The following is a 25339-nucleotide window of genomic DNA, read 5'->3' as shown; positions in this document are numbered from 1 at the left end:
AGAGATGAGCGTCATAATCGAATTCTCGATAGTTCCCATGGGGGAAGTTAGCATAAGTAAGTACGTTGCTGAAATAATAAAATTAGTCAGAGATAGAGGGGTGAAATATCAGCTGACTCCAATGGGCACGATACTTGAGGTGAATTCTATTGAGGAGGGATTAAGTATTATTAGGGATGCCCATGAGCTGATGTTCAAGTTAGGCAGTAAGAGAGTTCTAACAACTATTAGAATCGATGAGAGAAGAGATAAAGCTAGGACAATGGAGGATAAGGTAAAATCGGTTATGGAGAAGGTGGAGAGCGTGAGAGAATGAAAGTCTTAGTGTTGGCAATAGATAGAGATGATGATTTTGGGGTTAAAGCGGGAGTTAGTGGTCCGGTCATTGGGAGGGATAAATGTCTGGATGCTGCGGTAAAGCTTAGCTTAGCGGATCCTGAGGATAGCGATGCTAATTCCCTATTTGCCGCTATAAAACTCTATGACGAACTTAAGGAAAGTGGAAAGTTTGAGGATGTTGAGGTAGCGTTGATAACAGGTAGTCACAACGTTGGAGTTGAAAGTGACCTTGAGCTTAGTAGGCAACTTGACAAAGTCCTAAAAGAATTTCCGGCAGATGGTGTTATTCCCGTAACAGATGGGGCCGAAGACGAGCAGATCTTTCCAATAATAACCTCTAAAGTTCCAATACTTAGCACGAGGAGGGTAGTTGTAAAACAGAGCCCTGGGATTGAGACCACTTGGTACATAATAGTTAGGTACCTTAAAGAGCTCCTAAGTGATCCTGAGGTTTCTAAAGTCGTTCTTGGGATTCCGGGTTTAATAGTCCTTTTATATGGAATTGCAAAAATAGTGTCGATAAAGTATCCTCCCAGTGCTCAGATAGTGTCTTCCACTGTTACCGGGTTAATAATGCTAATAGTTGGAGGGTATTTCTTTGCTAAAGGCTTTAGAATCAAGCCAATAACATCTCTAGTTAGAATTGTAAGTAGGGGACTAATAACGTTCATAGGAGTGGTTACTGGGTTTATAGTTATGCTCGGTGGTGCGATAAACGTCTACTTAACCCTTGAAAGTATAGCTGAGAAGATGATTGGGGGAATCCCAACAAGCGAGTTAATAGCCCTCTTGATATACTTAAACGCCGTAAACAAATATTTTATCCTTGGGCTCGGAATAATGATCGCTGGGAAAATAATTCAGGAGTATCTGAGGCGTAATCCCCACTTATGGTACTACATAGCAAGCTTCTTGATGCTTCCAGCTTTCTGGAAGGTTATAGATCTAATTACCCTATATTCTAATCCTTTGGTGAAAAAAACTTCTGGAGAATTAGTGGGAGGTATTTCACTGGTCGTTATAGACATTCTAATAAGCATCATCATAAGCATAAAATTAAGAGAAAAGGTTCGTGGCTAGGTAACCCTTTCTAGCCCATCTTTCTTTACTATGTAAGTGTTTTCATACTTTATTGCCCCTTCTGGAAGCATTAGTGGTGGATGGATTATACTAAGTACCATATTTTCCTGTATCTTAGCAGCCCTCTGTGGGACGACAATGGTGGCTATAGGGGGTTCTTCTATTAGCAATCCAACTCCATGAGTGTATCCACTCAAATGATAATCCCCGAACCCTCTTTCCTTAAAAAACTGCTCTATCTTCTTTTCGACTGTTGATATTGGAACTCCAACTTTTGTCTCCTCTAAAGCTAGCTTTATTGCTTCTTTTTTAACTTCTATTGCCTTCTTAACTCTCTCTCCAGGATCGCCAATTATGAACGTTCTCGCCATATTTGCATAGTAGTGATTCCAGTCAGTTCCTATAACCACCGTAACAACTCCATTTTCGGGAACCTTCAAATCCCTAAAAGGTTCAGCGTGGGCCCTAGGTGTTACTGAGACATAGACCTTTGGATCTTCACTACCATTAAGCATTAATTCCCTGGTTACTTCGGCCGCTATTTCGAGTTCTGTTCTCCCAGGTTTTATTTCCTCTTCGGCCACTCTCATGCCTTTTAAGGCTATCTTTCCAGCTTTTCTTATATTATCAAGTTCCCATTCATCTTTTATCATCCTAAGCTTCATTGTAAGGTCTAGGATATCCACAACTTCAACCGTTGGATTAAGCCTCAAGAATATCTTGTAAAATATTAAGTAAGCATCTCTTTCTATTCCAAACTCGAGGCCCACCCTTTTCATTTCATTCTCTCTTATCCACTTAACTACAGTGAGCATTAGCTCTTCGGCTTTCTGGTATTCGACAACGTCTTCTATCCAGCTTCTTTCCTTAAACAGCTCAGCCTCCCCTTTAACTACAAGAACCCTCGGTTCTCCTTCTGCTGGAATTAACAAGCTTGGCCTTAACCACTTAGTTCCAGTAAAGTAGATAAAGCTCGATAGGGTCCTTATAACAGCTCCATCTATGTTGTTCTCCTTGAGTAGTTCCTGGAAACGTTCAACTCTCTTCTTGAATATCTTTTTATCTCCCCTCATTTTGTTCCCTCTCATAACCATATTAGTTCTATTCTATAAAAATTTATGGAAAGATTTAGAAGCAAAGTATTTAGAATACCGAATTAAGTCTACCTCCATCTACGGGGATCATGGCTCCATTTATGTAACTTCCTAACTCACTTGCAAGGAAGGCCACTAGATATCCTATCTCCTCTGGCTCTCCTAGTCTTCCCAATGGTATAGGCTTTGCGTACTCTTTTAGGGCCTCTTCAACGCTTTTTCCTTCCCTTTTAGCCCTATCCTGGGCAAGTTGAATGACTCTGTCTGTCCTTATTATCCCTGGCATTATTCCGTTGACGGTTATTCCCTTTGGTCCTAGCTCTTTTGCCAGTGTCCTAACTAATCCGGCCATCGCTATCCTTACAACGTTACTTAGGGCTATGTTGGGTATCGGCTCTTTTATGGCAACGCTTGTCGAGTACACTATTCTCCCAAACCCCTTCCTTTCCATGCCTGGAACTAAGGCTTTGGTGAGGTATACGGCCGGGTAAAGGAGAAGCTTAACGGCCCCTTCCCAGTCTTCCATGCTCATCTCCATAAAGTATCCTGGCTTTGGCCCGCCTGTGGAGAAGAAGAATATATCTGGATCTCCAATGTCTTTCAGTTCTTTAATCGTTCTCTCTAGGTCTTCCATTTTTGTTAGGTCTGCAACTATATAGTGAACCTCAACGTTGCTCTCGCTCTTTATCTTTTCTTTAGCCCTCTTTAGGTTCTCTTCATTTCTTGAGAGTATTATGACATCGGCACCGGCCCTAGCTAGAACCCTCGCAACCCCGAATCCTATTCCCTTGCTCGATGCCGTCGTAAATGCTAACTTACCTGAAAGATCTATCCTTAGCATTTCCAATCCCCAATAAAATGCTTCATTGTGAGCTAATAAATTTTGGTAGGGGTTCACCTCATGAATAAGTAAAGCGTTGAAAAGTCTAAAGCTATCATTATCCTTTGACCTTTGAAGTGAGCATAAATATTTATAAACCTAGTTCAACTTAAACCCATCGGTTCACGATCAAGGGGTGATGATCATGAGTGGAACAAAGAAGGTAGGTTCCGCGGGAAGATTTGGAGCAAGATACGGTCTTAAGATCAGGAGAAGAGTTGCAGCAGTGGAGGCAAAAATGAGACAAAAGCATGTTTGTCCAGTTTGCGGTAGAAGGGCTGTAAAAAGGATCAGTACTGGGATCTGGCAATGTACGAAGTGTGGGGCAATATTTGCGGGTGGTGCTTATCTCCCAGTCACTCCGGCCGGTAAGGTTGCTAGAAGAATTATGGAGTGATGTAGAGATGCCGGAAGCCGTTTATAGATGTGCGAAGTGTGGAAGGGAAGTTAAGCTTGATTTATCAACGACTAGAGATCTTCGCTGTCCATACTGTGGTAGTAAAATCCTCTACAAGCCTAGGCCAAAGATACCGAGAAGGGTTAAGGCAATTTAGCTAAGTTTTTAACTTCTTCTTCTAACATTAAAGGGATTAACTATGATGCTAATAACGACTTCCCATAGGCCTACTAGAAGGACAAGGAGTTTTGGTCATGATCTGGAGAGAGTGATTCCTAATTCTCTCTATCTTACTAGAGGGAAAAAGACTATCCAGGAGCTCCTTATGGAAGCTTATGACAGGGGATATGAGAGGTTATTGATAATAAACGTGTGGAAGGGGAACCCCTTAAAGATGACGTTCATTAAGGTTCATCCAGAGGACTGGGGTTATCTTGGTTATCTCTACCTTCATGGTGTTAAGCTTCAGAGGGAGATGGGGTTTAAGGGACTAAATCCAATAAGGGAGGATATGCCCTTAGTTATTACAACGGCGAAGAGAGTTGGTCTCGATCATTTAGCTTTCGCTCAGGTATTTTCTGAGCTTACAACGGGTAAATTTGTCCCGAGGGGAGATAAGAGCTTACTCTCAATTGCGGATAGATATAACACAGATGTTCTCGCTGTTATTGAAAGGCACCCTAGGGGGATTGTAATCAATTTCTACAGGCTTGATATTACTAAGGATAGGCCTGTGGGCCCCTTGATCAATGTAAAGATTTGGATCATGGAGGATGGAAGAAGATGGGACTATAAGGAAGCCTTTGGAATAAAGGTTCCTCCAAGGAGGCGAGAGTTTGAAGGCAAAAGGGGTGAAGGGAAGAATAGTGATTGAGTTTCCCTCCGAGGATATAGCAAGGATCATTCATGAGGCCGTTTTCTATGAGCACGTTAGCGTCCCCTATAGAAGGAGTAGGATTAGCTTCGAGAGGGATAAAAATAAGATAATTTTAGAAATCATAGCAACTGATTCTTCTGCCATGCGGGGAACTGTTAATTCCTACCTTAGATGGATTAAGGTTGCAATGGATGCTATTGACATCTAAACTTCTGAACTTCTAATCCCAGGAAAAGCTTTATAACCCTACTTTTTAAGTAAACCCGAGCAAGCTTATCAGGGTGGTGGAAATGGGTAGGAGAGAGGAGATGATTGCAAAGATTAAGGAACTCATGCTTCAACCTGAAAGGATTAGAAATATCGGAATTGCCGCTCACATTGACCACGGTAAAACAACGTTAAGTGACAACTTGCTTGCAGGAGCTGGAATGATAAGTGAAGAGCTAGCAGGAAAGCAACTTGTCCTAGACTTCGACGAACAGGAACAAGCCAGAGGAATAACCATTAACGCGGCAAACGTTTCAATGGTTCACAACTACGAAGGAAAGGATTACCTAATTAACCTCATCGATACCCCAGGACACGTTGACTTTGGTGGAGACGTTACAAGGGCCATGAGGGCAATTGATGGTGTCATAATCGTCGTTGATGCAGTGGAAGGAGTCATGCCACAGACCGAAACAGTAGTAAGACAGGCATTAAGGGAATACGTTAAGCCAGTCCTCTTCATAAATAAGGTTGACAGGCTTATTAGAGAGCTGAAGCTAACTCCCCAGCAGATGATGGAAAGATTCTCCAAGATAATAATGGACGTCAACAGGTTAATTCAGAGGTACGCTCCGGAAGAGTACAAGAAGAAGTGGATGGTTAAGGTTGAAGACGGTAGCGTTGCATTCGGTTCAGCTTACTATAACTGGGCCCTCAGCGTTCCCTTCATGAAAAGAACTGGAGTTAAGTTCAACGAGATCATTGACTTGACTCTCAAAGGAGACAACAGAACTCTCAGGCAGAAAGCACCACTCCACGTTGTAGTACTTGACATGGTCGTTAGGCACCTACCAAGCCCAATTGAAGCCCAGAAGTACAGGATCCCACACCTGTGGGAGGGAGACATAAGCAGTGACATAGGGCAGGCCATGCTTAACTGTGATCCTAAGGGTAAGATGGTCATGGTGGTTACCAAGATAATCATTGACAAGCATGCGGGTGAAGTTGCAACGGGAAGGGTCTGGAGTGGAACGGTAAAGAGCGGCCAGGAGGTTTACCTAATCAACACTAAGAGGAAGGCTAGAATACAGCAGGTAGGTATTTACATGGGTCCAGAGAGGATAAATATGGAAGCAGTTCCAGCTGGAAACATTGTTGCAGTTACTGGACTTAGGGATGCAATGGCCGGAGAAACGGTTGCAGAGGAACAGATCGAACCATTTGAAGCCCTTCACTATGTTAGCGAACCCGTAGTTACCGTAGCTATAGAAGCTAAGAACGTAAAGGATCTACCAAGGCTTATTGAGGCATTGAGGCAGCTAGCTAAAGAAGATCCAACCCTCCACGTTAAGATAGATGAGGAAACTGGTCAGCACTTACTCAGTGGTATGGGTGAGCTTCACCTTGAAGTTAAGCTCTACAAGCTCAAGAAGGATTGGGGCATTGACATAGAGGTTTCAGAGCCTATAGTAGTTTACAGGGAGAGCATAACTAAATCAAGTCCAATGGTTGAAGGAAAATCACCCAACAGGCACAACAGGTTCTACATAGTCGTAGAGCCAATGCCCGATGAGATATACAATGCAATCAAGGAAGGAATAATACCAGAGGGAAGGGTTAAGAATCCGAAAGAAGTCGCTAAGAAGCTAGCTGAGCTTGGAATGGACTACGAGATCGCTAGAGGTATCGTGGATATCTACAATGGAAACATGTTCATCGACAACACGAAGGGTGTCCAGTACCTTAATGAGGTTATGGATCTCCTCATCGATGGATTCCACCAGGCTATGGATGAAGGCCCCCTCGCTAGGGAACCGGTAATGAAGGTTATAGTCAGGTTACTAGATGCACAGGTTCACGAGGATAACGTTCACAGAGGTCCAGCTCAGATCTATCCGGCAATTAGAACTGCAATTCACTGTGCAATGATGAAGTCCAATCCGGTTCTCTACGAGCCATACCAGAAGGTTATCATTAACATACCCTACGAGTACATGGGTGCCGTTAGCAGGGAGATAACCCAGAGGAGAGGTCAGCTCGTTGACATGAAGCAGGAGGGTGAGGTAATGACGATAATTGCAGAAGCTCCAGTAGCTGAGATGTTTGGATTTGCAGGTTCAATAAGAAGTGCAACTAGTGGTAGAGCATTATGGAGCACCGAACATGCCGGATTTAAGAGAGTTCCAAATGAGCTTGCTCAGCAAATCATAAGACAGATAAGACAGAGGAAGGGTCTTGATCCAAATCCACCAACTGAGAAAGATGTATGTCCTCTCTTCTGACCTTTCTCTACAATAACTTTTTTATAGGGGATCGCATTTCTTTAGCTTGGGGCTTAGATGCTGAGGGACTTCTTTGAAAAGTACTTCGTAAATCCAATAAAATATAATACTGGCTATAATCCTGTAAATACTTTAACCTATGCTATAATCCTGGGAATAGCAACCATATTAGTTTACAAGGGATTAAAGAAACTCAAAATAAAAATAGATAATGCTTTTTTTAGAGCGTTAGTTCCTTACATGATCTTTGGAGCATTTACAAGGGCTCTAACTGATGCTAGTGTTTTTCCTAGAACTTACATTACCGTATCTCCTGGCATATATTTCCTAGTGTCTTTAATAGCAACTCCGGCACTCTTAATACCCTATAAATTTTTTAAAGATTGGAGGAGAGTGTTTTCATTATTTGGTTGGGGATTGGTATTAATTGATGTGGCCGCCCTTTTAGTTAATCTCCAGAAAGTTACGTTTAACTTTCAGGTACTCAAGTACTTTATTCCCTTCGTTACCATAGCTGAGGTTGTGATCTATCTCCTAACAAAGAAGCTTTCAATAGTTCGTGATAACTCCTATCTTTTCTACGTTCACTTTTACGATGCAACCACAACATTTGTCGGCGTTGATTTCATGGGGTATTGGGAGCAACACGTTGTTCCTAGATTCCTCATAGGACTTACGGGAACAGCAGCTGTTATGTACGTCCTTAAGTTCGTTGTTTTATATACGGCCCTGTGGATAATGGTGAAGCTTGAAGAGGAGGGTGAAGAGGAGGAGCTTTTAGACTTCATTAAGATGGTGATTTTCATCCTGGGTTTTGCCCCAGGAACTAGAAACCTGTTAAGAATGCTTATGGGGGTTTAGGTATGAGCGTGAAAACTTGGAGGAAGATTGCAATCGACATTATAAGGGATTTTGACCATAATATAATGCCCCTATTTGGAAATCCAAAGGCCTCTGAGACGATCTCCATAAGCCCCAGCGGAGATGAGACCAAGGTCGTTGATAAGGTTGCCGAGAACATAATAATAAGTAAGTTCAAGGATTTAGGAGTTAATGTCGTCAGCGAGGAGATAGGGAGAATAGACCAGGGAAGTGATTACACGGTTGTTGTCGATCCTTTAGATGGCTCCTATAATTTCATAAATGGGATACCATTCTTTGCGGTTAGCGTTGCAATATTTCACGAAAAGGATCCAATATATGCATTCATATACGAGCCAATCGTGGAGAGGCTCTATGAGGGTATCCCTGGAAAAGGATCCTACTTGAATGGTGAGAAGATCAAGGTAAGGGAACTAGCGGAGAAACCATCTATAAGCTTCTATACAAAGGGAAAGGGCACAAAAATCATTGATAAGGTGAAGAGGACAAGAACGTTAGGGGCTATAGCATTGGAATTAGCTTACTTGGCAAGGGGAGCCTTGGATGCTGTCGTCGATATAAGGAATTACTTGAGACCTACGGATATAGCAGCAGGGGTCGTGATAGCTAGGGAAGCAGGGGCCATAGTTAAGGATCTCGATGGTAAGGATGTTGAGATAACGTTTAGTGCAACTGAAAAAGTTAACATAATAGCCGCTAATAATGAGGAGCTCCTGGAAACCATTTTAAGGTCAATTGAGAAGTGAATTTGATGTACATTAGAAAGGATCTACTACAGCCAAGGCTTTATCAGGAGCTAATATACGCAAAATGCAAGGAAAGGAATTGCTTGATAGTTCTACCGACTGGGTTAGGGAAGACTATAATAGCTATGATGATAGCAGATTATCGGTTAGATAAATATGGTGGGAAAGTCTTAATGCTCGCGCCTACGAAGCCCCTCGTCCTTCAGCATGCTGAAACCTTTAGAAAGTTTTTTACCCTACCCCCTGAGAAGATCGTTGCGTTAACCGGTGAGATAAGTCCCAATGAGAGGGTTAGAGCTTGGGCCAGGGCAAAAGTCGTGATAGCTACTCCCCAAACCATTGAAAATGATTTACTTGTAGGAAGAATAAGTTTAGAGGATGTAACCCTTATAATCTTTGACGAGGCCCATAGAGCAGTCGGCAACTATGCTTACGTTTATATAGCTAAGGAGTACTTAAAACAGGCAAAAAATCCACATGTTATAGGCTTAACGGCTTCTCCTGGGAGTACTCCTGAAAAGATAATGGAGGTATTGAGGAACCTCGGAATAGAGCATATAGAATACAGATCGGAGAACTCCCCAGATGTAAAGCCTTACGTTCAGGGGATAAAGTTTGAATGGGTTAAGGTTGAGCTTCCCGAGCTATATAAGGAAGTTAGAAAGTTACTAAGAGATATGCTAAGGGACTCACTTAAACCTTTAGCTGAGGCCGGTTTGTTGGATTCCACATCAGCGGATATTCCAAAGAAGGAAATACTAAGGGCGGGTCAAATAATAAATGAAGAAATGGCCAAGGGGAATCACGATCTAAGGAAACTTTTGCTGTTTCATGCAATGGCCCTGAAGTTGCATCATGCAATAGAGTTACTCGAAACTCAGGGGTTATCCGCTTTGAGGGTTTATCTAAAGAGGCTGTATGAAGAAGCTAAGGCTGGTTCTACTAGAGCAAGCAAGGAGTTATTCTTGGATAAAAGAATGAAAAAGGCCTTAGCCTTATTGATTCAGGCAAAGGAACTGGGCATCGATCATCCCAAGATGGAGGTTTTGAAGGGGCTTATAAGGGAGCAGCTGAAGAGGAAGGAGAACTCCAAGATAATAGTATTCACTAACTATAGGGAGACCGCTAAAAAGGTTGTTGAAGAACTTATGAAGGATGGTATAAAAGCTAGAAGATTTGTGGGTCAAGCAAGTAGGGAAAATGATAGGGGGATGAGTCAGAAAGAGCAAAAATTAATATTAGATGCTTTTGCAAGGAGTGAATTCAATGTTTTGGTCGCAACTAGTGTTGGTGAAGAAGGTTTGGATGTTCCAGAGGTTGATCTCGTCATATTCTATGAACCGGTTCCTTCAGCAATAAGGAGCGTTCAGAGGAGGGGAAGAACTGGAAGGCAGAAACCGGGGAGGGTTGTGATACTCATGGCCCAGGGTACGAGGGATGAAGCCTACTACTGGAGCTCAAGACAGAAGGAGAAAATAATGAGAGAGACCATAAGGATGGTAAGCCAAATGGTTAGGAAGGAGAGGCAATTATCCTTGGAATCGTATGTTAAGAGGGAAGTTAATGAAGAAATAAAGGAGGAGAAAAAAGAAACTGGAGGGATTAAAGTCGTTATAGATAGTAGGGAGCTTAGAAGTGAGGTTGTTAAGAAGCTTAAAACCCTTGGAATCAAAATTGAGGTTAGAACCCTGGATGTTGGGGATTATATAGTTAGTGAGGATGTTGCCATAGAAAGGAAGTCTGCGAATGACTTCATTCAGTCGATAATTGATGGTAGACTATTCGATCAAGTTAAAAGACTTAAGGAGGCGTATCCTAGGCCTGTAATTATAATCGAAGGTCAGCTCTACGGAATTAGGAATGTTCATCCAAACGCCATAAGGGGGGCCATAGCATCGATAGTTCTCGATTTTGGGGTTCCCGTAATATTCTCTTCTAGTTCAGATTAGACTGCTCACTATATTTTCTTCATGGCCAAAAGGGAACAGGAAGAGAGGAAGAGGGAAGTTAGGATCAGGGGAGAGAAAAAGGCTTTAACGTTAGCCGAGAGACAGCGGATGATCGTGGAGAGTTTACCCAACGTCTCCACTACATTAGCTAGGAGGTTACTCAGACATTTTGGAAGCGTTGAGAAGGTATTTACGGCCAGCGTTCCAGAGCTTATGAAAGTTGAGGGAATAGGTGAGAAGATAGCCAGAGAGATTAGAAGGGTTATTACCTCCCCATATATTGAAGAGGAATAAAATGTGCCCCCGGGGAGCGAAGGGGAGTCATAGCTCGGCTTTAGCCTCAGCTCCTCCCCCGCGGTTTCCGGGGGCTGAATATATATCGGTTCAAAGGTTATTAAACACTATGCTACTAATAATGGCCTCAAGGTTTTTATATTAGGTCTGTAAAATAGGGATTAGGTGAGAGATGCATGGCCAAGGAAAAGACAACGTTGCCGCCAACAGGTGCTGGGTTAATGAGATTCTTCGACGAGGATACTAGGGCAATAAAAATAACTCCAAAGGGAGCGATAGCCCTAGTATTGATATTGATCATATTCGAAATTCTCCTCCATGTCGTTGGGCCTAGGATATTTGGTTAGATTGGGCTCTTCTTTAATCCTCTTGCATTTAGCTCATCATTAACTATTTTTCTCACGACATCTTCAATATAGCCTGAGAGCAGAGTTTCAATGTTGGCTTTTATATTGTCTATATCATGCCTAACCCCTTCAAGGAGCTTGATGTATTCCCTTGCCATTTCGAGCTGACCTTCCTGTTTGATCAATTGCTCTTTAAGATGATCGAAGTCATCTTCTATAACTTCCAGCCTTCTTATCTTCTTCTTTAATTCCTCTAGTTCCCTCTCTAGCTTTTCCTTTTCTTCTTTAAGTTTCTTTATTTCATTTTCCCTTTTCTCGAGTTCCTTGACCAGAGCATTGTAATCCTCCACTATCTGCCCTAGCCTTTCTATTTCCCTAAGTGGAGGTACTTTCCCTCCACCAATGATTATCACGTCGGGACCGACGTTCACTATGTCTGAAGGCTTTATCTTAATCTTCTTTTCTGATGAAAACATTCCTGGATGGAACTCCCCTCTTGAGATATTCTCCAATGTCTTTATTCTTAAAATGAAGTAGTACTGATCTCCAGAGACTTCAACGTTTATATCTGTTACATACCCAAGTATTTTTCCCTCTGGAAGGGAAATGAGGAACTTATTAACGAGTTGATTCGTTTGATTACTTTCCATAAAGTTTCACCCTATATTCTTCATTGGTTCCTCTACTTAATCTTTACTAAAGCAACTTATAGTACCCAGTTTCTGGTTCGTATATCTCCCCTTGGGCTAAAAGCTCAGTTATGGCATCCTCGATTGTATCTTCATCGTATTTGTCTCCAAGTTTCTTTAGTATATATTTCCTGGAAACTGCTATCCTCTTCTGCCTTAGAATGTTCAGAATCTCCTCCTTAGCTTTTTCAATGAGCTCATTCCCTTCTCTCTCCTCATGAACTTCCTCCTCTAGGAGTTCTTCAACTGGCTCTTCTAGGCTTTTCTCTTCCATGATTATTCCGTAGAGCTCATCTATGACTTCAAGCAATTCCTCTGGAACTCCCTTGTTCTTGGCTATAACCTTTGATTTAGCGGTTATCCCGTACTGATTATATATGTCAAAGGCTATCTTAGCTTTCCTTATGTGCTCCACTTTTTCCTTAAGGGTTTCATAGCGGTGGAGGATCCACATATTTGGATGGACCTTTGCGACTCCTTCCACCAGTATTTGTTTGTCATCTCTCCACTCAGCAATCTTCCCTATTACTTGTACAAGATCTCCTTTTTTAACTAACTTTGCAAACTTTGTATCGTCTCTAAATCCAAGAACCCATATGACTCCGGTACCGTCATCCACCTGGAATTTTCCATAGGTTTCATCTTCCGCTATTAGTGGTTCCCTAACTACGGTACCAACGATTTTAGCCCTGTATATCTTCCTAGCGTACTTGGTTATTAAATAGTTAGGCTCAAAATCTCCCTCGCTCTTAACGAAGTATCCCTCGAGGATATCCTTAATATAAACCCTCGTTGCGGGTAACCTCTTCTTCATCTCTACCACCACGTAAGCTCTCCTTCTATCTTTGGAAGGATCTTCCTCTCAAGCTCTCTAATCTCTTCCAGGGCCTCGAGGTCAGCATCGCTGAAATCTTGGATTACCTCAGCGTATATGTGCATTCCTTCCTCGTTCCTTATTATCCTTCCAATTACCCTCACGGTCTGCCCTACCTTAGGAAGTTCGCTTTCGCTCTCTATTATAGCTACCCCGGTTCCGTCGTCAATCCAGAACATGTAATCCATCTTATCTACTTTTATTACTCTCCCAATGAGTGAAATCCTCGTGTCATCCTCCTTTATCTCGCTGATCTTCCTTTCAACGGCAGGCTTTCTTCTTCTAACTTGAACTTCCAACTCACATCACCCCAAGCTTTTCTAACTCCTCCTTTATATTCTCGATTTCCTTTCTATAATCAACCTCCTCCCAGGAAGACGCCCTTAATATCAACCCCAAAAACCTATCTTCGATTACATTTCCCCTTACAACGATTTCCTTTCCGATTATTTTATAAAATTCCTCCTCGGCTAATTTCCTAGCTGCTTCTTTTGTTGTAAGCCCAGAATTCTCTAGTTCTTTTATTTTCTCAGCTATTTCTTCCGAGCTGACTCCAAGCAATTCCTCGGCATCATCGCCGAAGAGGGTTACCCTAATGTAACCCGTCCCATCGTCGAGACCAAAGTCGAGGATAGTCATCTTTATAGGCTCAACTTCTCCGTGCTCTGGACATATCCATACTCCAGTTCCTGGATCGTAATCCACCTTCTTCTTACACTCTGGGCAGGCATCGTACGTTAACACCCTGTAAACCTTCGCTATGGTTCCTCTAATCTCTATAAATCTGTCTCCTGGTTCTATATCCCCTATCTTCTTTCTGGTGTAAGTGGCTATTCTAACCTCCTCTAGGGGAGGTATTGAGTCTACCCTTGGATCTTCTGGATTGAGGATTATCCTTGCTCTAAAGTTTATGTGTAATTCTGGAAGGCCTGAGAGGCTTTCCCTTACCTGGGCATCCAGAACTTTAATGACATCTCCAACTTCTATCTTATTATAATATTCGGCAACTTTACCATCCCATAAAACTACCCTAGCTCTCCCTGAATCATCGTAAATAACTAAACTCGCAACCCTTCCTATGGAACCGTCCTTCTTTGTGTACTCCCTCACGGGATATTTCTTTAGAACCCTTCCAATTATGTTTACCTCTCTGGGATCCATTCCTGGGTATAAATCTGAGATCTTCATTAAACTAGTCTCTTCTCTTTCTATAAGATCTATTCCTAACCTCTCCGCGAGCAATGCAGCTGCTCCCTGTTCGCTCAGGTGTGGATCCTCTTCCATGATCCTCCTAATTTCTTCCTCGATCTTCTCCCTACTCATCCCAGTTTTTTCCTCAATGATTTCAATGATCTTTTCTTTCGTCAGTACAACCATATCGATCACCTTTTAATGTCTTAACATATTAAGGTTTTTAACATTTACTACTATACTTGGTTAGGTTGTGGGATTATTTCTATTCGCCTCAGTTTCTTCAAGCTTCTTAACTAAATCCTCATATTCGGCGTGTATTACCTCTCTAAATTTCTCCCTTATCAGATTGGGATCGTTTTCAGGAAATCCGTATAGCTCGGCAAACTTTTCCGTTGTTCCGAGGAGTTTTGTTCTCTCATAAGGTTCCGCATATATGAGCCCCATCTCGAGCAATCTCTTAATGTGCTCGTAGGCTTGACTTCCCCTCAACTTAACTATCTTGCTTTGTTCAACGGGTTGAAGAAAAGCAATAAGGGCTAGCGTTTTTAATTCTCCGGCCGTTAGCTCTGGTTTTGGCATCAAGTGGATTACCCTTTGTGAGTATTCCTGTTTAACTTGCATTACCCACTTATCTCCTGCGACCTTGGTTACTTCTATGGCGCTTTTCCTCTCGGCGTACTCGCTGGCTATAAGCTCGATCAGCTTTTCCAAGTAGTCAAGGGATTTGATCCCTAGTGCTTTGGAAAGTTCCTTGACGCTTAGTGGCCTTCCTGCAACGAAAAGTGCGGCCTCAACAAGGGCTTTATCCTCAAGGAGCCCCATGATTTGCACCTATTAATAAATAAGAAGGTGGAAAAATAAAGTTCACTCTGAAATTTCAGTTGGATATATTGGAACCCTTCCATGTGGTACTCCATACTTCTTCCCGTACCATTCGCTGAGGAAGTACCATGCCGCTATTAGGAGGACTAGCCCTACTGGAAGGAGAATTACGGGGCTCTTAATTCCTAATGCGAAGAGGATGTAAAGCACTATTCCAACGCTAGCCGCTGTTACCGCATATGGAATCTGCGTTGTTACGTGGTCTATATGATCACTTCCCGAGAACATTGAACTCATAATCGTGGTATCGCTTATGGGTGAGCAGTGATCTCCGAAGATACCTCCCGCGAATACAGCGCCTATACTGGCAAAGAGTACCTGTGGATCGTTTGGGGCCAGCTTATAAGCTAGTGGGATTGCTATAGGCATTAGTATTCCGAAGGTTCCCCAGGAAGTTCCGGTCGTGAAGGAGATGAACATTGCGGTGAGGAATATTATCAGGGGTATTATTCCTCCCGGAACGTTAGCCCTTTGGGCAAGTCCTACTACATATTCGGCCGTTCCAACAGCTTCTGTTGCACTCTTTATACTCCATGCTAAAACTAGAATGACGGTAGCCATCATCATCTGCTTCATTCCCTGGATTATTGCTGATTCGGTTTCTTCGACCGTCATAGTCTTTGTGGCAAGAACAAGAGTTAGGGCTACTGCAACCATTGCAAATGAGCCCCAGAGTAGAGAAGTTGCTGAATCAGCATTACTTAGAATGTCCATTGCTCCACAGGGGCCTTCACATGCAGCCTTACCTGTGTAATACAGTCCTAGTAGTGTTACAATTATTAAGGAGAGTACTGGCCATATGAAGAAGTGAACGCTACCTTTTTCAGTTAAAGGTAATCCTAAATCACTTTCAGTAGCCATTAGAGGCTTTGCATCATCCCTAACGACTTTACCAGTAGTCCTTGCACGCATCTCGGCTTTAAGCATAGCTCCGTAATGTCTGTGGGTGTAAGCAACGATAAACACAAGGATTATGGCAAATATCGAATAGAATCTGTAGGGAACGCTATGGAGCCAGGCATAGTATTCACCCATCGTTATGTGAAGCTTTTCAAAGGCCTCCTTAATTAATCCGAGCTCGTAACCTATCCAGGTTGAAACTATCGCTATTCCAGCAACTGGGGCAGCAGTTGAATCATCTATGTAGGCTAGCATTTCCCTTGATACTCTCATCTTATCTGTTATTGGCCTCATGGTGTTTCCAACTATTATTGTATTCGTGTAATCATCGAAGAATATCAGCACACCTAAAAGCCAACCTAGCAGGGATGCATCTCTACTAGTTTTAATCCTCTTCGTTATTGCATTAGCCACCGCATGGACTCCACCGGATTTGTAAATCAATCCAACACCTGCACCGATAAGGAAGTCGAAGACAAGTATAGTAGCATTCCAGCTGTTGGTTACGTTTTGAATTATCCATTCGAACGTTTTTATCGTTCCAGTTATTGGATTCCAATTGGCGGCCATGACTCCCCCTATCCATACACCGGAGAATAATGCAAACACTACCCTCTTCGTCCATATCGCTAGCACTATTGCTACCAGTGGTGGGAGGAGGGATAGGATACCAAAATCACTCATTCCTTACCACCTCGGAATTTCTTTGAAATGTTAACCAAAGATTCAAAAATCTTTCGGAACAGTTGGATAGCATGTTCGAAAAATCAAAGAAGTTCATTGCTTTTACTAATTCGTTAAAGCTGATATCTTGTTCCCTAATCATCAAATTAGTTCTTTGACGTCTCTCCTTTAAAAAACTTTGCTAGCTTGTTTTTGTCAAAAATCCTTTTAAGTAAGTCTCGTTATTGACCTTCATGTATTGGGTTAGTGAGGATAATGTAGCCGGAAAACCTGGGAAAGTGCTTTATGTTATTCTTCCGACTATCGGATGCTATAGGTATAGGATTGGAAAACCCTGCTATATGTGCTCCTATCCAGCCCAAGCTCCCAGGAAAACATCACAGGAGAGGATATTCGGCTATTTTCTTGAAGCTATCGGTAAAATTAAGGGTAAAGAAGGTAGGTTTGGAATTAGGATATTTACCTCTGGTTCGTTTTTCGATTCATCGGAAGTTAGAAGAGGAACAAGGATAAAGATCTTTCAGGAAATAGCAAAGCTCGATAATGTTTTTGAAGTTGTTGTTGAAACGAGAAGCGAGATAATTAGGGAGGAATGGGTTAGGGAGCTTGTAGAGATAATCGAGGGAAAGTGGTTTGAAGTAGCCCTGGGTTTAGAGACGGCTAATGATGATATAGCCGACATCTCAATAAATAAGGGATCGACTTTTAGGGATTTCGTAAGGGCTAGTGAAATTATACATAAGGCCGGGGCTAAAGTTAAAACCTACTTGCTGTTCAAACCTATCTTCCTCTCTGAGGGTGATGCGATTGAAGAAATGAAAAGGAGCATTGAACTAGCCGAGCCCTATACAGATACTTTTTCGATAAACATGACGAATATCCAGAAGGGGACACTTTACGAGAAGATATGGGAGAGGGGAGAGTATAGAACTCCTTGGCTATGGAGTGTCGTTGAAGTTTTGAAGTGGGCTAAGAGAAAGTTTCCTGGGAAGAGGTTCCTCTCTGATCCGGTGGGTGCGGGCTCAGTAAGGGGGCCTCATAACTGCGGAGACAGTAGGGATAAGCCTGTTGAAAGGGCCATAAGGAAGTTCTCTACAACCCAGGATTTAAGGTACCTTGAAGTTTCCGGAGACTGCATCGAGGAGTGGAAATACATAGTTTCCCAGGGACTTCTCGACTGGCAGCTGATTAAATCTCAAGTATCTCCCTTTTCAACTGAATGAAAAGAGGATCCTCTCCAAGCTTTTTCTTAATCTTTTCAAAGTTATCCCTAAGCCTTGGAAGTTTTGACTTACCCCTCTCTAACATCTTATTTCCAATGGAGATTGCGAACTTAAGATACTCATCGCTAGCTATAATCCTTCCATCTTTTCCCAGGGGAACCGTTAGGTATTCGGTTCCGTTTATCTCCACCAGGAATCTTGAGGATATGGCCTTAAACGTTGTATACTTGAATCCACTTGCAAGTCCGATTTCGTGAACAAGCTTAGCATTTTCAATCGTCTCAGCAACAACGTGAAATATGGGAGGTTGACTCTTTAAGAATATTAACCCTTCTCTAGCCCTTTTTAAGGCATCCCTTGCCTCTTCAAAGCTCATGGGTCTGTGAACTTTTATTAACCACCTGGAGAGGGGCTTTGCTCCAAGGGAGGGTTCTTCAAGTATTCCTATTCTACCTGAACAAGAGGAAGTTGTATATATTCCTTTTATTGAATTAATTAGAAGTAAAAGGTCAATTATGTCACTATCAACTTTTTCTTCCTTGATTGCATGAAATAAGCTTATTAATGCTTCCCTTTTGGCTTTCATAAGTTCAGCCTCCTTCTTCTCTCGATTTTGGCGAAAACTTTATAAATCTAATCCAGGAGCACACGATAGAGTGGCCGGGGTGGTGTAGCCTGGTTAGCACAGGGGACTGTGGATCCCCTGGCCCGGGTTCAAATCCCGGCCCCGGCCCCAGAAACAGACTTTTCTGAAAATAAAGATTTAACAAAGCTTCTTCAAGCAATCGAGACATGTTAATGTTGTTATTCTTTGCAAACTCCACTAAATCCTCTCTGACCGAAAGCGTTACCTTCCTCTTCAATGCGCGCCTCTGTACAGAATACGTGAACTCATCTGTGAGATGTGAGAGAATGGTAATCCATTTATATCTTTTGACCTTCCATCTAATGATGGATGAGAAAGAGCTCTATGAAAAATGGAAGAGGACAGTTGAGATGCTAAAGGCTGAAGGGATAATTAAGAGTGAAAAGGTTGAGAGGGCTTTTTTAAAGTGCCCTCGATATTTGTTCGTGGAGGATAGGTATAAAAAGTACGCTCACGTTGATGAACCCCTTCCGATTCCGGCGGGTCAAACTATTTCAGCTCCTCACATGGTTGCTATAATGCTTGAGATTGCTGATCTGAAGCCTGGGATGAACGTTCTAGAAGTGGGAACTGGAAGTGGATGGAACGCTGCTTTAATAGCTGAGATAGTTAAAGGTGACGTGTACAGCATAGAAAGGATACCCGAACTGGTAGAATTTGCTAAGAGAAATTTAGAAAGGGCCGGAGTGAAGAATGTTCACGTGATCTTGGGGGATGGTAGCAAGGGCTTTCCTCCAAAATCTCCCTACGATGCTATAATCGTTACTGCTGGAGCTCCAGAGATACCTAAGCCTCTTGTTGAACAGTTAAAGCCTGGAGGAAAACTCATAATCCCTGTAGGAAGCTATCACCTATGGCAGGAGCTACTTGAAGTCATAAAGAGGGAAGATGGAAGCATAAAAATAAAGAATCATGGAGGGGTTGCTTTTGTCCCCCTAATAGGCGAGCATGGGTGGAGAGAATGATGCTGATAGCCTTTGACTTAGAGGGAACCCTCACGGATATGGTAAGCTGGGAACTACTTCACAAGAAATTTGAAACTTGTGGGCTAGCTAAAAAGAATGCTGAACTATTCTTTTCTGGAAGAATAAGCTATGAGGAATGGGCTAAGTTAGACGCTTCCCTTTGGAAGGGGAGAAGAAGGGAGGAGGTAGAAGAGGTATTTAAAGAGGTATCCCTTAAGGATTACGCCGAGGAACTGTTTAGGTGGCTAAAGGAGAAGGGATTTAAAACTGCTATAATAACCGGTGGTCTCATGTGTCTAGCTAAAAAAGTAGCTGAAAAGCTTAATCCAGATTATGTTTACGCTAACGAACTAGTGTTTAACGAGAAGGGAGAGATCACAGGGGATGTTATCGTTAGGGTTACGTTTGACAATAAAGGTGAAATTTTAGAAAGGCTTAAGCGGGAGCTCAATCCGACTCTTACTGTTGCTGTAGGTGATTGGAAGAACGATCTTCCGATGTTTGAAGTTGCGGATATCAGCATATCCCTCGGAGAAGATCACGCTGATTACTTGGCTAAAGATCTAAGGGAAGTAAAGAAGATTTTGAAGGAAGTTTTGCTTGAGACCGAAAAGCTTTAATCTTTTAATTGAATTTATTTGGCTTTGGTGGTTCCCATGAAGCTTGATGAACCAATTATAGCAATAAATTTTAAGACCTACATAGAGGCCACCGGAAAGAGGGCTTTAGAGATAGCAAAGGCCGCTGAAAGGGTTTACAAGGAAACTGGAGTTACCATAGTTGTCGCTCCCCAGCTCGTCGACCTAAGGATGATAGCTGAGAATGTTGAGATACCTGTTTTTGCTCAGCATATAGATCCTATAAAACCTGGAAGTCACACCGGTCATGTTCTCCCTGAGGCCGTTAAAGAGGCTGGAGCGGTTGGAACGCTATTGAATCATTCAGAGAACAGAATGATTCTCGCGGACCTTGAAGCTGCAATCTCAAGGGCTAAAGAGGTGGGACTAATTACAATGGTCTGCTCAAATAATCCAGCAGTTTCAGCGGCCGTAGCTGCTCTTGAGCCAGACTACGTCGCTGTTGAGCCGCCAGAGCTCATTGGAACGGGAATACCTGTAAGCAAGGCTAAGCCAGAGGTTATAACGAACACAGTTGAGCTCGTGAGAAAGGTAAATCCAAAGGTTAAAGTCCTCTGCGGTGCCGGGATAAGTACGGGTGAAGACGTAAGGAAGGCTATAGAACTTGGAACTGTTGGAGTTCTTTTAGCTAGTGGCGTTACAAAAGCTAAGGATCCAGAAAAGGCAATAAGAGATTTAGTGTCCGGAATAATAGGAAAAGATTAAAGATTTATCTTTACAACTTTTCCAGTTTTTGAAGATTCATATGCGGCCAACACTAAGGCTAGGTTCTTTAACGCATCTTCCCCCGTTATTGGGGGTTCTCTATCTTGCTGTATTGCGTCTATGAAAGCATTGATTATCCCTTCGACATCGGCTCTTTCCCAGAATATCTTCTCGGTTTTTTCCTGGTATACCGTGAAGTCTGGGTATGCTGTCCTTATGTCTAAGAAACCATCGTCTCCGACTATATAATACTTCATCTCCAGTCCATAGGGATACCCCTTTGGGTTTGCCCACCCTGCAGTTAGTAACGCTATAACGTTGTTCTTGAATTCTATCAGCGCGGTTCCTATATCATCCACTTCAAATCCCCAAATCTTTGATCCTATGTCAGCATATACCTTAACTGGCTCGCTTTCCGTTAGCCAGAATAGTGAATCGATTCCATGCGGTGCTGTATCCATGAACCCTCCACCGCCGCTCTTCCTAATGTCAAAGAACCAGCTTGTGTCTATCCCCTCTAAGAACATTGGAGGCTTTACGTATTCTGAGATCGTGTATATGTATTCTAGCTTTCCGATTTCTCCGCTTTCTATCATTTCCTTGGCCTTCTGTAGCGGTTGGGTAAATCTTGGATTGAAGGGAACCATCAGCTTAACCCCGGCCTTTCTTGCAGCTTTCACGATTTCCTTACCATCTTCCAGCGTTAGTGCTATGGGTTTCTCAAGGAGTATATCTTTCCCCTCTTCTGCGGCCCTTATCGCAACTTCCTTGTGCCTATATGTCTCTATAGCTATGTAAACCGCTTCAACGCTCTTATCCTTAAGCAACTGCTCGTAGTTTTGGTAAAACTTAGCCCCATACTTCTTTGCTTCAACCTTGGCTAATGCTGAATTTGCGCCATCTCCAGAGATAGCTACGAGCTTTGCCCTCCTGCTAGCTCTAATGGTTGAAGCGTACCTCAAAGCATGGGGGTGAGCATAACTTATAATTCCGAACCTCACCATTTCAATTCACCTCCACTTTAACAGGTTCGCCTTTCTTTATGCTCTCTCTTGCTTTTTCAGCAATTTGAAGTGCTATTAATGCATCTCTCGCCGTTACAACGGGTTCGCAGTTACTCTTTATGCACTCGAAGAAGTGTCTAAGTTCAGCTTCAAAGGCCTGCGGAAACGTCGAGAGCATGGGTGAAAACCTTGGCATTTCAAATGAGCTCTTGATAACTCCAACTACCGGGGTATCCAACGGTGTATACCTTATCCTCCCGTTCTTTCCTATGATGTCAAGATGGTGGTAGAATACTCCGTATTTGGGAGTCATTGGATAGCTCCAGCTTACCTCTCCTATTCCTGTCTTGTTCCCTTCGAACTTTATGAACATTACGACATGATCATAGGTCTTGTTTACCCTCGCCTCCCCTCTTATGGCCTTTCCAACTGCAAACACTTCAACGGGTTCACTTTCAAAGAACCATCTTAAGAAGTCGGTCACGTGAACCCCCAGGTCTATAATAACACCCCCGCTCTTACTCTCATCCCAATACCAGTAATCGGCTGGGAAGGGGAGGTGTTGAACCTCGATCTTCCTTATCTGCATTGGGAGAATATTTCTTGTCTTAATAACCTCTTTTATTTGTGTCCACCTCTTATCGAACCTCCTCACGTGTCCAACGAAGAGCTTTAGCCCCTGCTCTTCAGCTTCCTTTATCATTTTTTCGGCCTCTTCTGAGGTTAAAGCTATCGGTTTTTCAACTATGACGTGCTTTCCTGCCTTTAGTGCTTTTATGGCTATCTCCGCGTGAGTATAAGTTGGAGTCAATACTTCCACAACGTCCATATCTTGCTCCAAGAATTCGTCTAAGCTTGTGAACACCTTAGCATTTAACTCCTTCCCAGCTTTTTTTGCTGCTTCTTCGTTGATATCCATAACTGCTACTACCTTTGCTATCGTCCGTAGAGATCGTAGGGCCGGCTTATGTGCTAAGTTGAAGATGTTACCGCAACCGATAACGCCTACCTTTAATCTCTCGGACATGTTACCCTCACCTGGGTTTATCTTAGGGCTAAAACTATTAAAAAAGTGACGGTGTAGGTTTAAATTCTGAGAATGTAAACATTTGCCCACAACTTAGGTTTATTTCCATTTTCTAGAACCTTATCTTTAAAAAAGGTTCCCTTAGATTTTTGATTGGGGGTGTAAGATGAAGGTTGTGGTGGGAATCCCTAGTTATAACAATGCTGATACGATAGGTTACGTGGTTAAGCAGGTTGCTGAGGGCTTAAAAAAATATTTTGGAGGAGGAATAATAGTTAACTCAGATGGTGGTAGTACCGATGGAACAAGAGATGTTGTGCTATCAACGAAGGTTCCAGAGGGAGTTGAAGTCTATAGCTTCGTTTATAAATGGCCAATTCCTGGAAAGGGAAGTGCAATGAAGGAAGTAATGGAGTTCGCAAAGGAAAAAGATGCAGATGTAATAGTTTTCGTTGATAGTGACTTGAGGAGCATAACCCCTGAGTGGATATACAAGTTTGCGAAGCCGATTGAAGAGGGTTATGATTTCGTAGCTCCACTTTATCTTAGACATAAGTGGGATGGTACGATAACTAACAATATAGCCTATCCTATGACTGCTTCCCTTTATGGTCTGGATATAAGGCAACCAATTGGGGGAGACTTCGGAATAAGTGCTAAGATGATTGATATTTACCTCGAGGATGAAGAAGTTTGGAAGACAGATGTTGCTAGGTTTGGTGTTGATATCTTCCTTACAACGACTGCAATAGCAAATAAGAAAAGGGTAATCCAAGTAAGCCTTGGAATGAAGATTCACAATCCAAAAGATCCAGCAGCATCCTTGGGTCCAATGTTCAATCAGGTCGTTGGAACTCTATTTATGTTAATGGATAAGTACGAAAACGTATGGAAGGATGTTAAAGAGATAAAACCCGTAAAGACTTGGGGAGAAGAAGTAGAGGGAGAGCCTGAGGAAGTTAAAGTTAATCTTGAATTATTAAAGCAAAGATCCCAGGAACTTTTTAAGAAAGAAGAAGAAACGCTAAAGCGGGTATTAAGTAGGGAAGTTTTTGATGATGTGAAGGAAGCTCTGAAGACGTTTGACTTCCCGGATGAGCTGTGGGCTAAGGTACTATTTGATGGGGCAATAGCCTACAGGAATGGGATAATAAAGAATGCGGAGTCATTGATCCCACTATACTTTGCAAAAACCGCTGACTTTGTGATCAAAACGTTAGATCTACCAACGGTTGAGGCCGAGAAGCTCGTTAGAAAAAGGGCTAAGGTATTTCTCCAGGAGAAGGATTACCTAATCGAGAGGTGGTTTGGTTGACTATTCTTCAGGAAATACTATACCCTCTGCTTTGTAGATCTCCCTTAGTATTTCCTCTCCTCCTTCATATTTCCTTATAGCATTCTCAGCTAGCTCTATAGCATCTAAGAATTTTGCATTCCTTATCAAAAATTGGATCGTGTCAAGGGCTCTTAACATGTTCAAATCCTGCTCTTTTGCGGCTAAGTACTTTATCACACTGATCCTAATCCTGGCCCTAAGATCGATCAGCCCCCCGCTTTCATCAAGGGCCTCCTTGTAAACTTTCATTGCATTTTCTATTTTTCCTAAAGCGATCAGCGCTTCTGCAAATTCCATTAATTTTTCTCCAACTTTATCGAAAAGTCCCTCGCTTCTTAAATTATTTACCACCTGGTTGAGCATCTTAATCAAATTCAAACCAATGAGATTTGCTCTATTAAAGTTTCTAGCTAGTAAATACGAATATTGAGCTTTAAGGAGTAACCTTGTCAAATTTTCAAGATCACCTTCAGCGTATGCCAATTTGCTTGCCTTTTCATAGTGTTTTCCAGCGGTTTCCATTAACTCTTTGTACTTTTCATCGTATCCGAATATTGTCTTCACGTAATTTGCAACCTTTTCAAATGCCTCTCCGCTGTCTTCATACCTCTCCTCTGAGATGGCTTCTTCAGCTATTCTACCAAATATCTCGATTAACTTACCTGCTATTTTCTTAATCCCCTCTTTATCTCCTATTAGGTCATAGTACCTATATGCAGATTCGTAGGATACAATTGCTGAGTCAACTTCGTTGGCCTCTAAATAATTCGTTCCCAAATCTTCAAACATCTTTGCAAATTCTCTTGCATATTTCTTGAGGTTATTGTCATCTTCGAGGAGTGTGAAAGCCTCTATTACGGAAAGACAAGAATTGGTAAGCTTCACAAGGTTTACCTCATTCTTATCAACTTCTCTCTCTATTAACTTAATATGAAGGTATGCAACCCTCCTTATTAGGGGTTTTGCTTGCTCATGTAGTCTTAACCTATCTTTAAGTAGAAGGCCGGCTTCCTTGTATAGACTAGCAGCTTTTTTTAATTCACCGGACTCCTCATATTTCTTCGCAGCCCTCACGAGCATCTTTATTCCATCTTTGAGGTTACCTTCCTTGATATTCTTGTATCCTTCCCCTTCGAGTTCTTCAGGGGAAGACAAAAGCATATCAATGTCCAATCTTCTACCCCCTCCTTAGTTTAAC

General features: G+C 42.3%; 27 protein-coding genes, 1 tRNA gene and 1 pseudogene. 17 read left to right on the top strand and 12 right to left on the bottom strand.

The annotated features are described in order from the left end of the window. Positions 1–4: 4 nt before the first annotated feature. Both PH_RS09005 and PH_RS09000 read left to right on the top strand, forming a co-directional pair. Positions 5–316, top strand: a complete 312-nt coding sequence (locus tag PH_RS09005) for an MTH1187 family thiamine-binding protein (protein ID WP_048053514.1) — start codon at positions 5–7, stop codon at positions 314–316. Next, positions 313–1419 carry a DUF373 family protein gene (locus tag PH_RS09000; RefSeq protein WP_010885968.1) on the top strand — a complete coding sequence of 369 codons (1107 nt, stop codon included), beginning with the start codon at positions 313–315 and terminating at the stop codon, positions 1417–1419. The genes PH_RS09005 and PH_RS09000 overlap by 4 nt, the downstream gene beginning before the upstream one ends. Here the strand turns inward: PH_RS09000 and PH_RS08995 are convergent. Then, positions 1416–2492 (bottom strand): M24 family metallopeptidase, encoded by a 1077-nt coding sequence (locus tag PH_RS08995; protein WP_048053513.1) that lies wholly within the window; start codon positions 2490–2492, stop codon positions 1416–1418. The genes PH_RS09000 and PH_RS08995 overlap by 4 nt on opposite strands. A 70-nt stretch (positions 2493–2562) precedes the next feature. Next, a complete protein-coding gene (locus PH_RS08990; RefSeq protein WP_010885966.1) occupies positions 2563–3354 on the bottom strand; it encodes an SDR family oxidoreductase in 792 nt (263 codons plus the stop codon). Between the two features lie 184 nt (positions 3355–3538). On the opposite strand from PH_RS08990, the gene PH_RS08985 reads away from it, so the two are divergent. The 9 genes and pseudogenes from PH_RS08985 (at position 3539) to PH_RS08945 (ending at position 11374) form a co-directional block, all read left to right on the top strand. Next, positions 3539–3790: a 50S ribosomal protein L37ae gene (locus tag PH_RS08985; protein WP_048053512.1), complete on the top strand. Its 252-nt coding sequence runs from the start codon at positions 3539–3541 to the stop codon at positions 3788–3790. Between the two features lie 7 nt (positions 3791–3797). Continuing rightward, entirely contained in the window at positions 3798–3947 is a 150-nt protein-coding gene (locus PH_RS08980; protein WP_010885964.1) for a DNA-directed RNA polymerase subunit P, read from the top strand. Positions 3948–3989: 42 nt separating this feature from the next. Further along, entirely contained in the window at positions 3990–4664 is a 675-nt protein-coding gene (locus PH_RS08975; protein ID WP_010885963.1) for a ribosomal biogenesis protein, read from the top strand. Further along, entirely contained in the window at positions 4627–4875 is a 249-nt protein-coding gene (gene pcc1 / locus PH_RS08970) for a KEOPS complex subunit Pcc1 (protein ID WP_048053511.1), read from the top strand. Before PH_RS08975 ends, pcc1 begins: the two co-directional genes overlap by 38 nt. A gap of 82 nt (positions 4876–4957) precedes the next feature. Further along, on the top strand, positions 4958–7156 hold the full coding sequence (locus PH_RS08965) for an elongation factor EF-2 (RefSeq protein WP_048053510.1): 2199 nt from the start codon (positions 4958–4960) through the stop codon (positions 7154–7156). Between the two features lie 57 nt (positions 7157–7213). After that, on the top strand, positions 7214–8017 hold the full coding sequence (locus tag PH_RS08960; protein ID WP_010885960.1) for a DUF63 family protein: 804 nt from the start codon (positions 7214–7216) through the stop codon (positions 8015–8017). 2 nt (positions 8018–8019) lie between these two features. Then, positions 8020–8784, top strand: a complete 765-nt coding sequence (locus tag PH_RS08955; protein ID WP_010885959.1) for a bifunctional fructose-bisphosphatase/inositol-phosphate phosphatase — start codon at positions 8020–8022, stop codon at positions 8782–8784. A 5-nt stretch (positions 8785–8789) separates the two neighbouring features. Next, positions 8790–11027: pseudogene (locus tag PH_RS08950) on the top strand (DEAD/DEAH box helicase). 176 nt (positions 11028–11203) lie between these two features. After that, positions 11204–11374, top strand: a complete 171-nt coding sequence (locus PH_RS08945) for a preprotein translocase subunit Sec61beta (protein ID WP_010885956.1) — start codon at positions 11204–11206, stop codon at positions 11372–11374. Here the strand turns inward: PH_RS08945 and PH_RS08940 are convergent. From PH_RS08940 to PH_RS08915, 6 genes are read right to left on the bottom strand one after another with little or no spacing between them, the layout of a single operon-like run. Then, positions 11371–12024: a hypothetical protein gene (locus PH_RS08940; protein WP_010885955.1), complete on the bottom strand. Its 654-nt coding sequence runs from the start codon at positions 12022–12024 to the stop codon at positions 11371–11373. The genes PH_RS08945 and PH_RS08940 overlap by 4 nt on opposite strands. A gap of 46 nt (positions 12025–12070) precedes the next feature. Further along, positions 12071–12877: an OB-fold nucleic acid binding domain-containing protein gene (locus PH_RS08935; protein WP_048053509.1), complete on the bottom strand. Its 807-nt coding sequence runs from the start codon at positions 12875–12877 to the stop codon at positions 12071–12073. A 2-nt stretch (positions 12878–12879) separates the two neighbouring features. Then, complete coding sequence (locus tag PH_RS08930; protein ID WP_010885953.1) at positions 12880–13236, bottom strand: hypothetical protein; 357 nt, start codon at positions 13234–13236, stop codon at positions 12880–12882. Position 13237: 1 nt separating this feature from the next. Then, complete coding sequence (locus tag PH_RS08925; protein WP_048053508.1) at positions 13238–14314, bottom strand: OB-fold nucleic acid binding domain-containing protein; 1077 nt, start codon at positions 14312–14314, stop codon at positions 13238–13240. 60 nt (positions 14315–14374) lie between these two features. Further along, on the bottom strand, positions 14375–14953 hold the full coding sequence (scpB, locus tag PH_RS08920) for an SMC-Scp complex subunit ScpB (RefSeq protein WP_048053507.1): 579 nt from the start codon (positions 14951–14953) through the stop codon (positions 14375–14377). A gap of 42 nt (positions 14954–14995) precedes the next feature. Further along, the gene (locus PH_RS08915; protein ID WP_010885949.1) at positions 14996–16597 is read right to left on the bottom strand and encodes a Na+/H+ antiporter NhaC family protein; all 1602 of its coding nucleotides are present in this window, start codon (positions 16595–16597) and stop codon (positions 14996–14998) included. A gap of 233 nt (positions 16598–16830) precedes the next feature. Between PH_RS08915 and PH_RS08910 the strand changes: the two genes are divergently transcribed. Then, positions 16831–17820, top strand: coding sequence for an archaeosine biosynthesis radical SAM protein RaSEA (locus tag PH_RS08910; RefSeq protein WP_010885948.1), 990 nt, complete (start codon positions 16831–16833; stop codon positions 17818–17820). On the opposite strand, the gene PH_RS08905 is transcribed toward PH_RS08910, so the two are convergent. Then, complete coding sequence (locus tag PH_RS08905) at positions 17786–18406, bottom strand: tRNA(Phe) 7-((3-amino-3-carboxypropyl)-4-demethylwyosine(37)-N(4))-methyltransferase Taw3 (protein ID WP_010885947.1); 621 nt, start codon at positions 18404–18406, stop codon at positions 17786–17788. The two genes, PH_RS08910 and PH_RS08905, sit on opposite strands and share 35 nt — an antisense overlap. 73 nt (positions 18407–18479) lie before the next feature. Here PH_RS08905 and PH_RS08900 point away from each other — a divergent pair. The 4 genes from PH_RS08900 to tpiA all read left to right on the top strand — a co-directional run bounded on the left by PH_RS08900 (position 18480) and on the right by tpiA (position 20774). Further along, positions 18480–18556, top strand: a tRNA-His gene (locus PH_RS08900). 215 nt (positions 18557–18771) lie between these two features. Then, a complete protein-coding gene (locus tag PH_RS08895) occupies positions 18772–19431 on the top strand; it encodes a protein-L-isoaspartate(D-aspartate) O-methyltransferase (RefSeq protein WP_048053506.1) in 660 nt (219 codons plus the stop codon). Beyond that, complete coding sequence (locus tag PH_RS08890) at positions 19428–20051, top strand: HAD-IB family phosphatase (protein WP_048053505.1); 624 nt, start codon at positions 19428–19430, stop codon at positions 20049–20051. Before PH_RS08895 ends, PH_RS08890 begins: the two co-directional genes overlap by 4 nt. Positions 20052–20087: 36 nt before the next feature. Then, positions 20088–20774, top strand: coding sequence for a triose-phosphate isomerase (tpiA, locus tag PH_RS08885; RefSeq protein WP_048053504.1), 687 nt, complete (start codon positions 20088–20090; stop codon positions 20772–20774). Here tpiA and PH_RS08880 read toward each other — a convergent pair. Continuing rightward, a complete protein-coding gene (locus PH_RS08880; RefSeq protein ID WP_010885943.1) occupies positions 20771–21778 on the bottom strand; it encodes a Gfo/Idh/MocA family protein in 1008 nt (335 codons plus the stop codon). The two genes, tpiA and PH_RS08880, sit on opposite strands and share 4 nt — an antisense overlap. A gap of 1 nt (position 21779) precedes the next feature. Next, positions 21780–22805, bottom strand: coding sequence for a Gfo/Idh/MocA family protein (locus PH_RS08875; protein ID WP_048053503.1), 1026 nt, complete (start codon positions 22803–22805; stop codon positions 21780–21782). Positions 22806–22971: 166 nt separating this feature from the next. Here PH_RS08875 and PH_RS08870 point away from each other — a divergent pair, with 166 nt between their 5' ends. Continuing rightward, positions 22972–24120 (top strand): glycosyltransferase, encoded by a 1149-nt coding sequence (locus tag PH_RS08870; protein ID WP_010885941.1) that lies wholly within the window; start codon positions 22972–22974, stop codon positions 24118–24120. On the opposite strand, the gene PH_RS08865 is transcribed toward PH_RS08870, so the two are convergent. Next, a complete protein-coding gene (locus tag PH_RS08865; RefSeq protein ID WP_010885940.1) occupies positions 24121–25314 on the bottom strand; it encodes a hypothetical protein in 1194 nt (397 codons plus the stop codon). Positions 25315–25339 lie beyond the last annotated feature (25 nt).

Source organism: Pyrococcus horikoshii OT3 (assembly GCF_000011105.1).
Classification (GTDB): Archaea; Methanobacteriota_B; Thermococci; order Thermococcales; family Thermococcaceae; genus Pyrococcus; species Pyrococcus horikoshii.
This window is presented reverse-complemented; position numbering and strand designations above follow the sequence as displayed.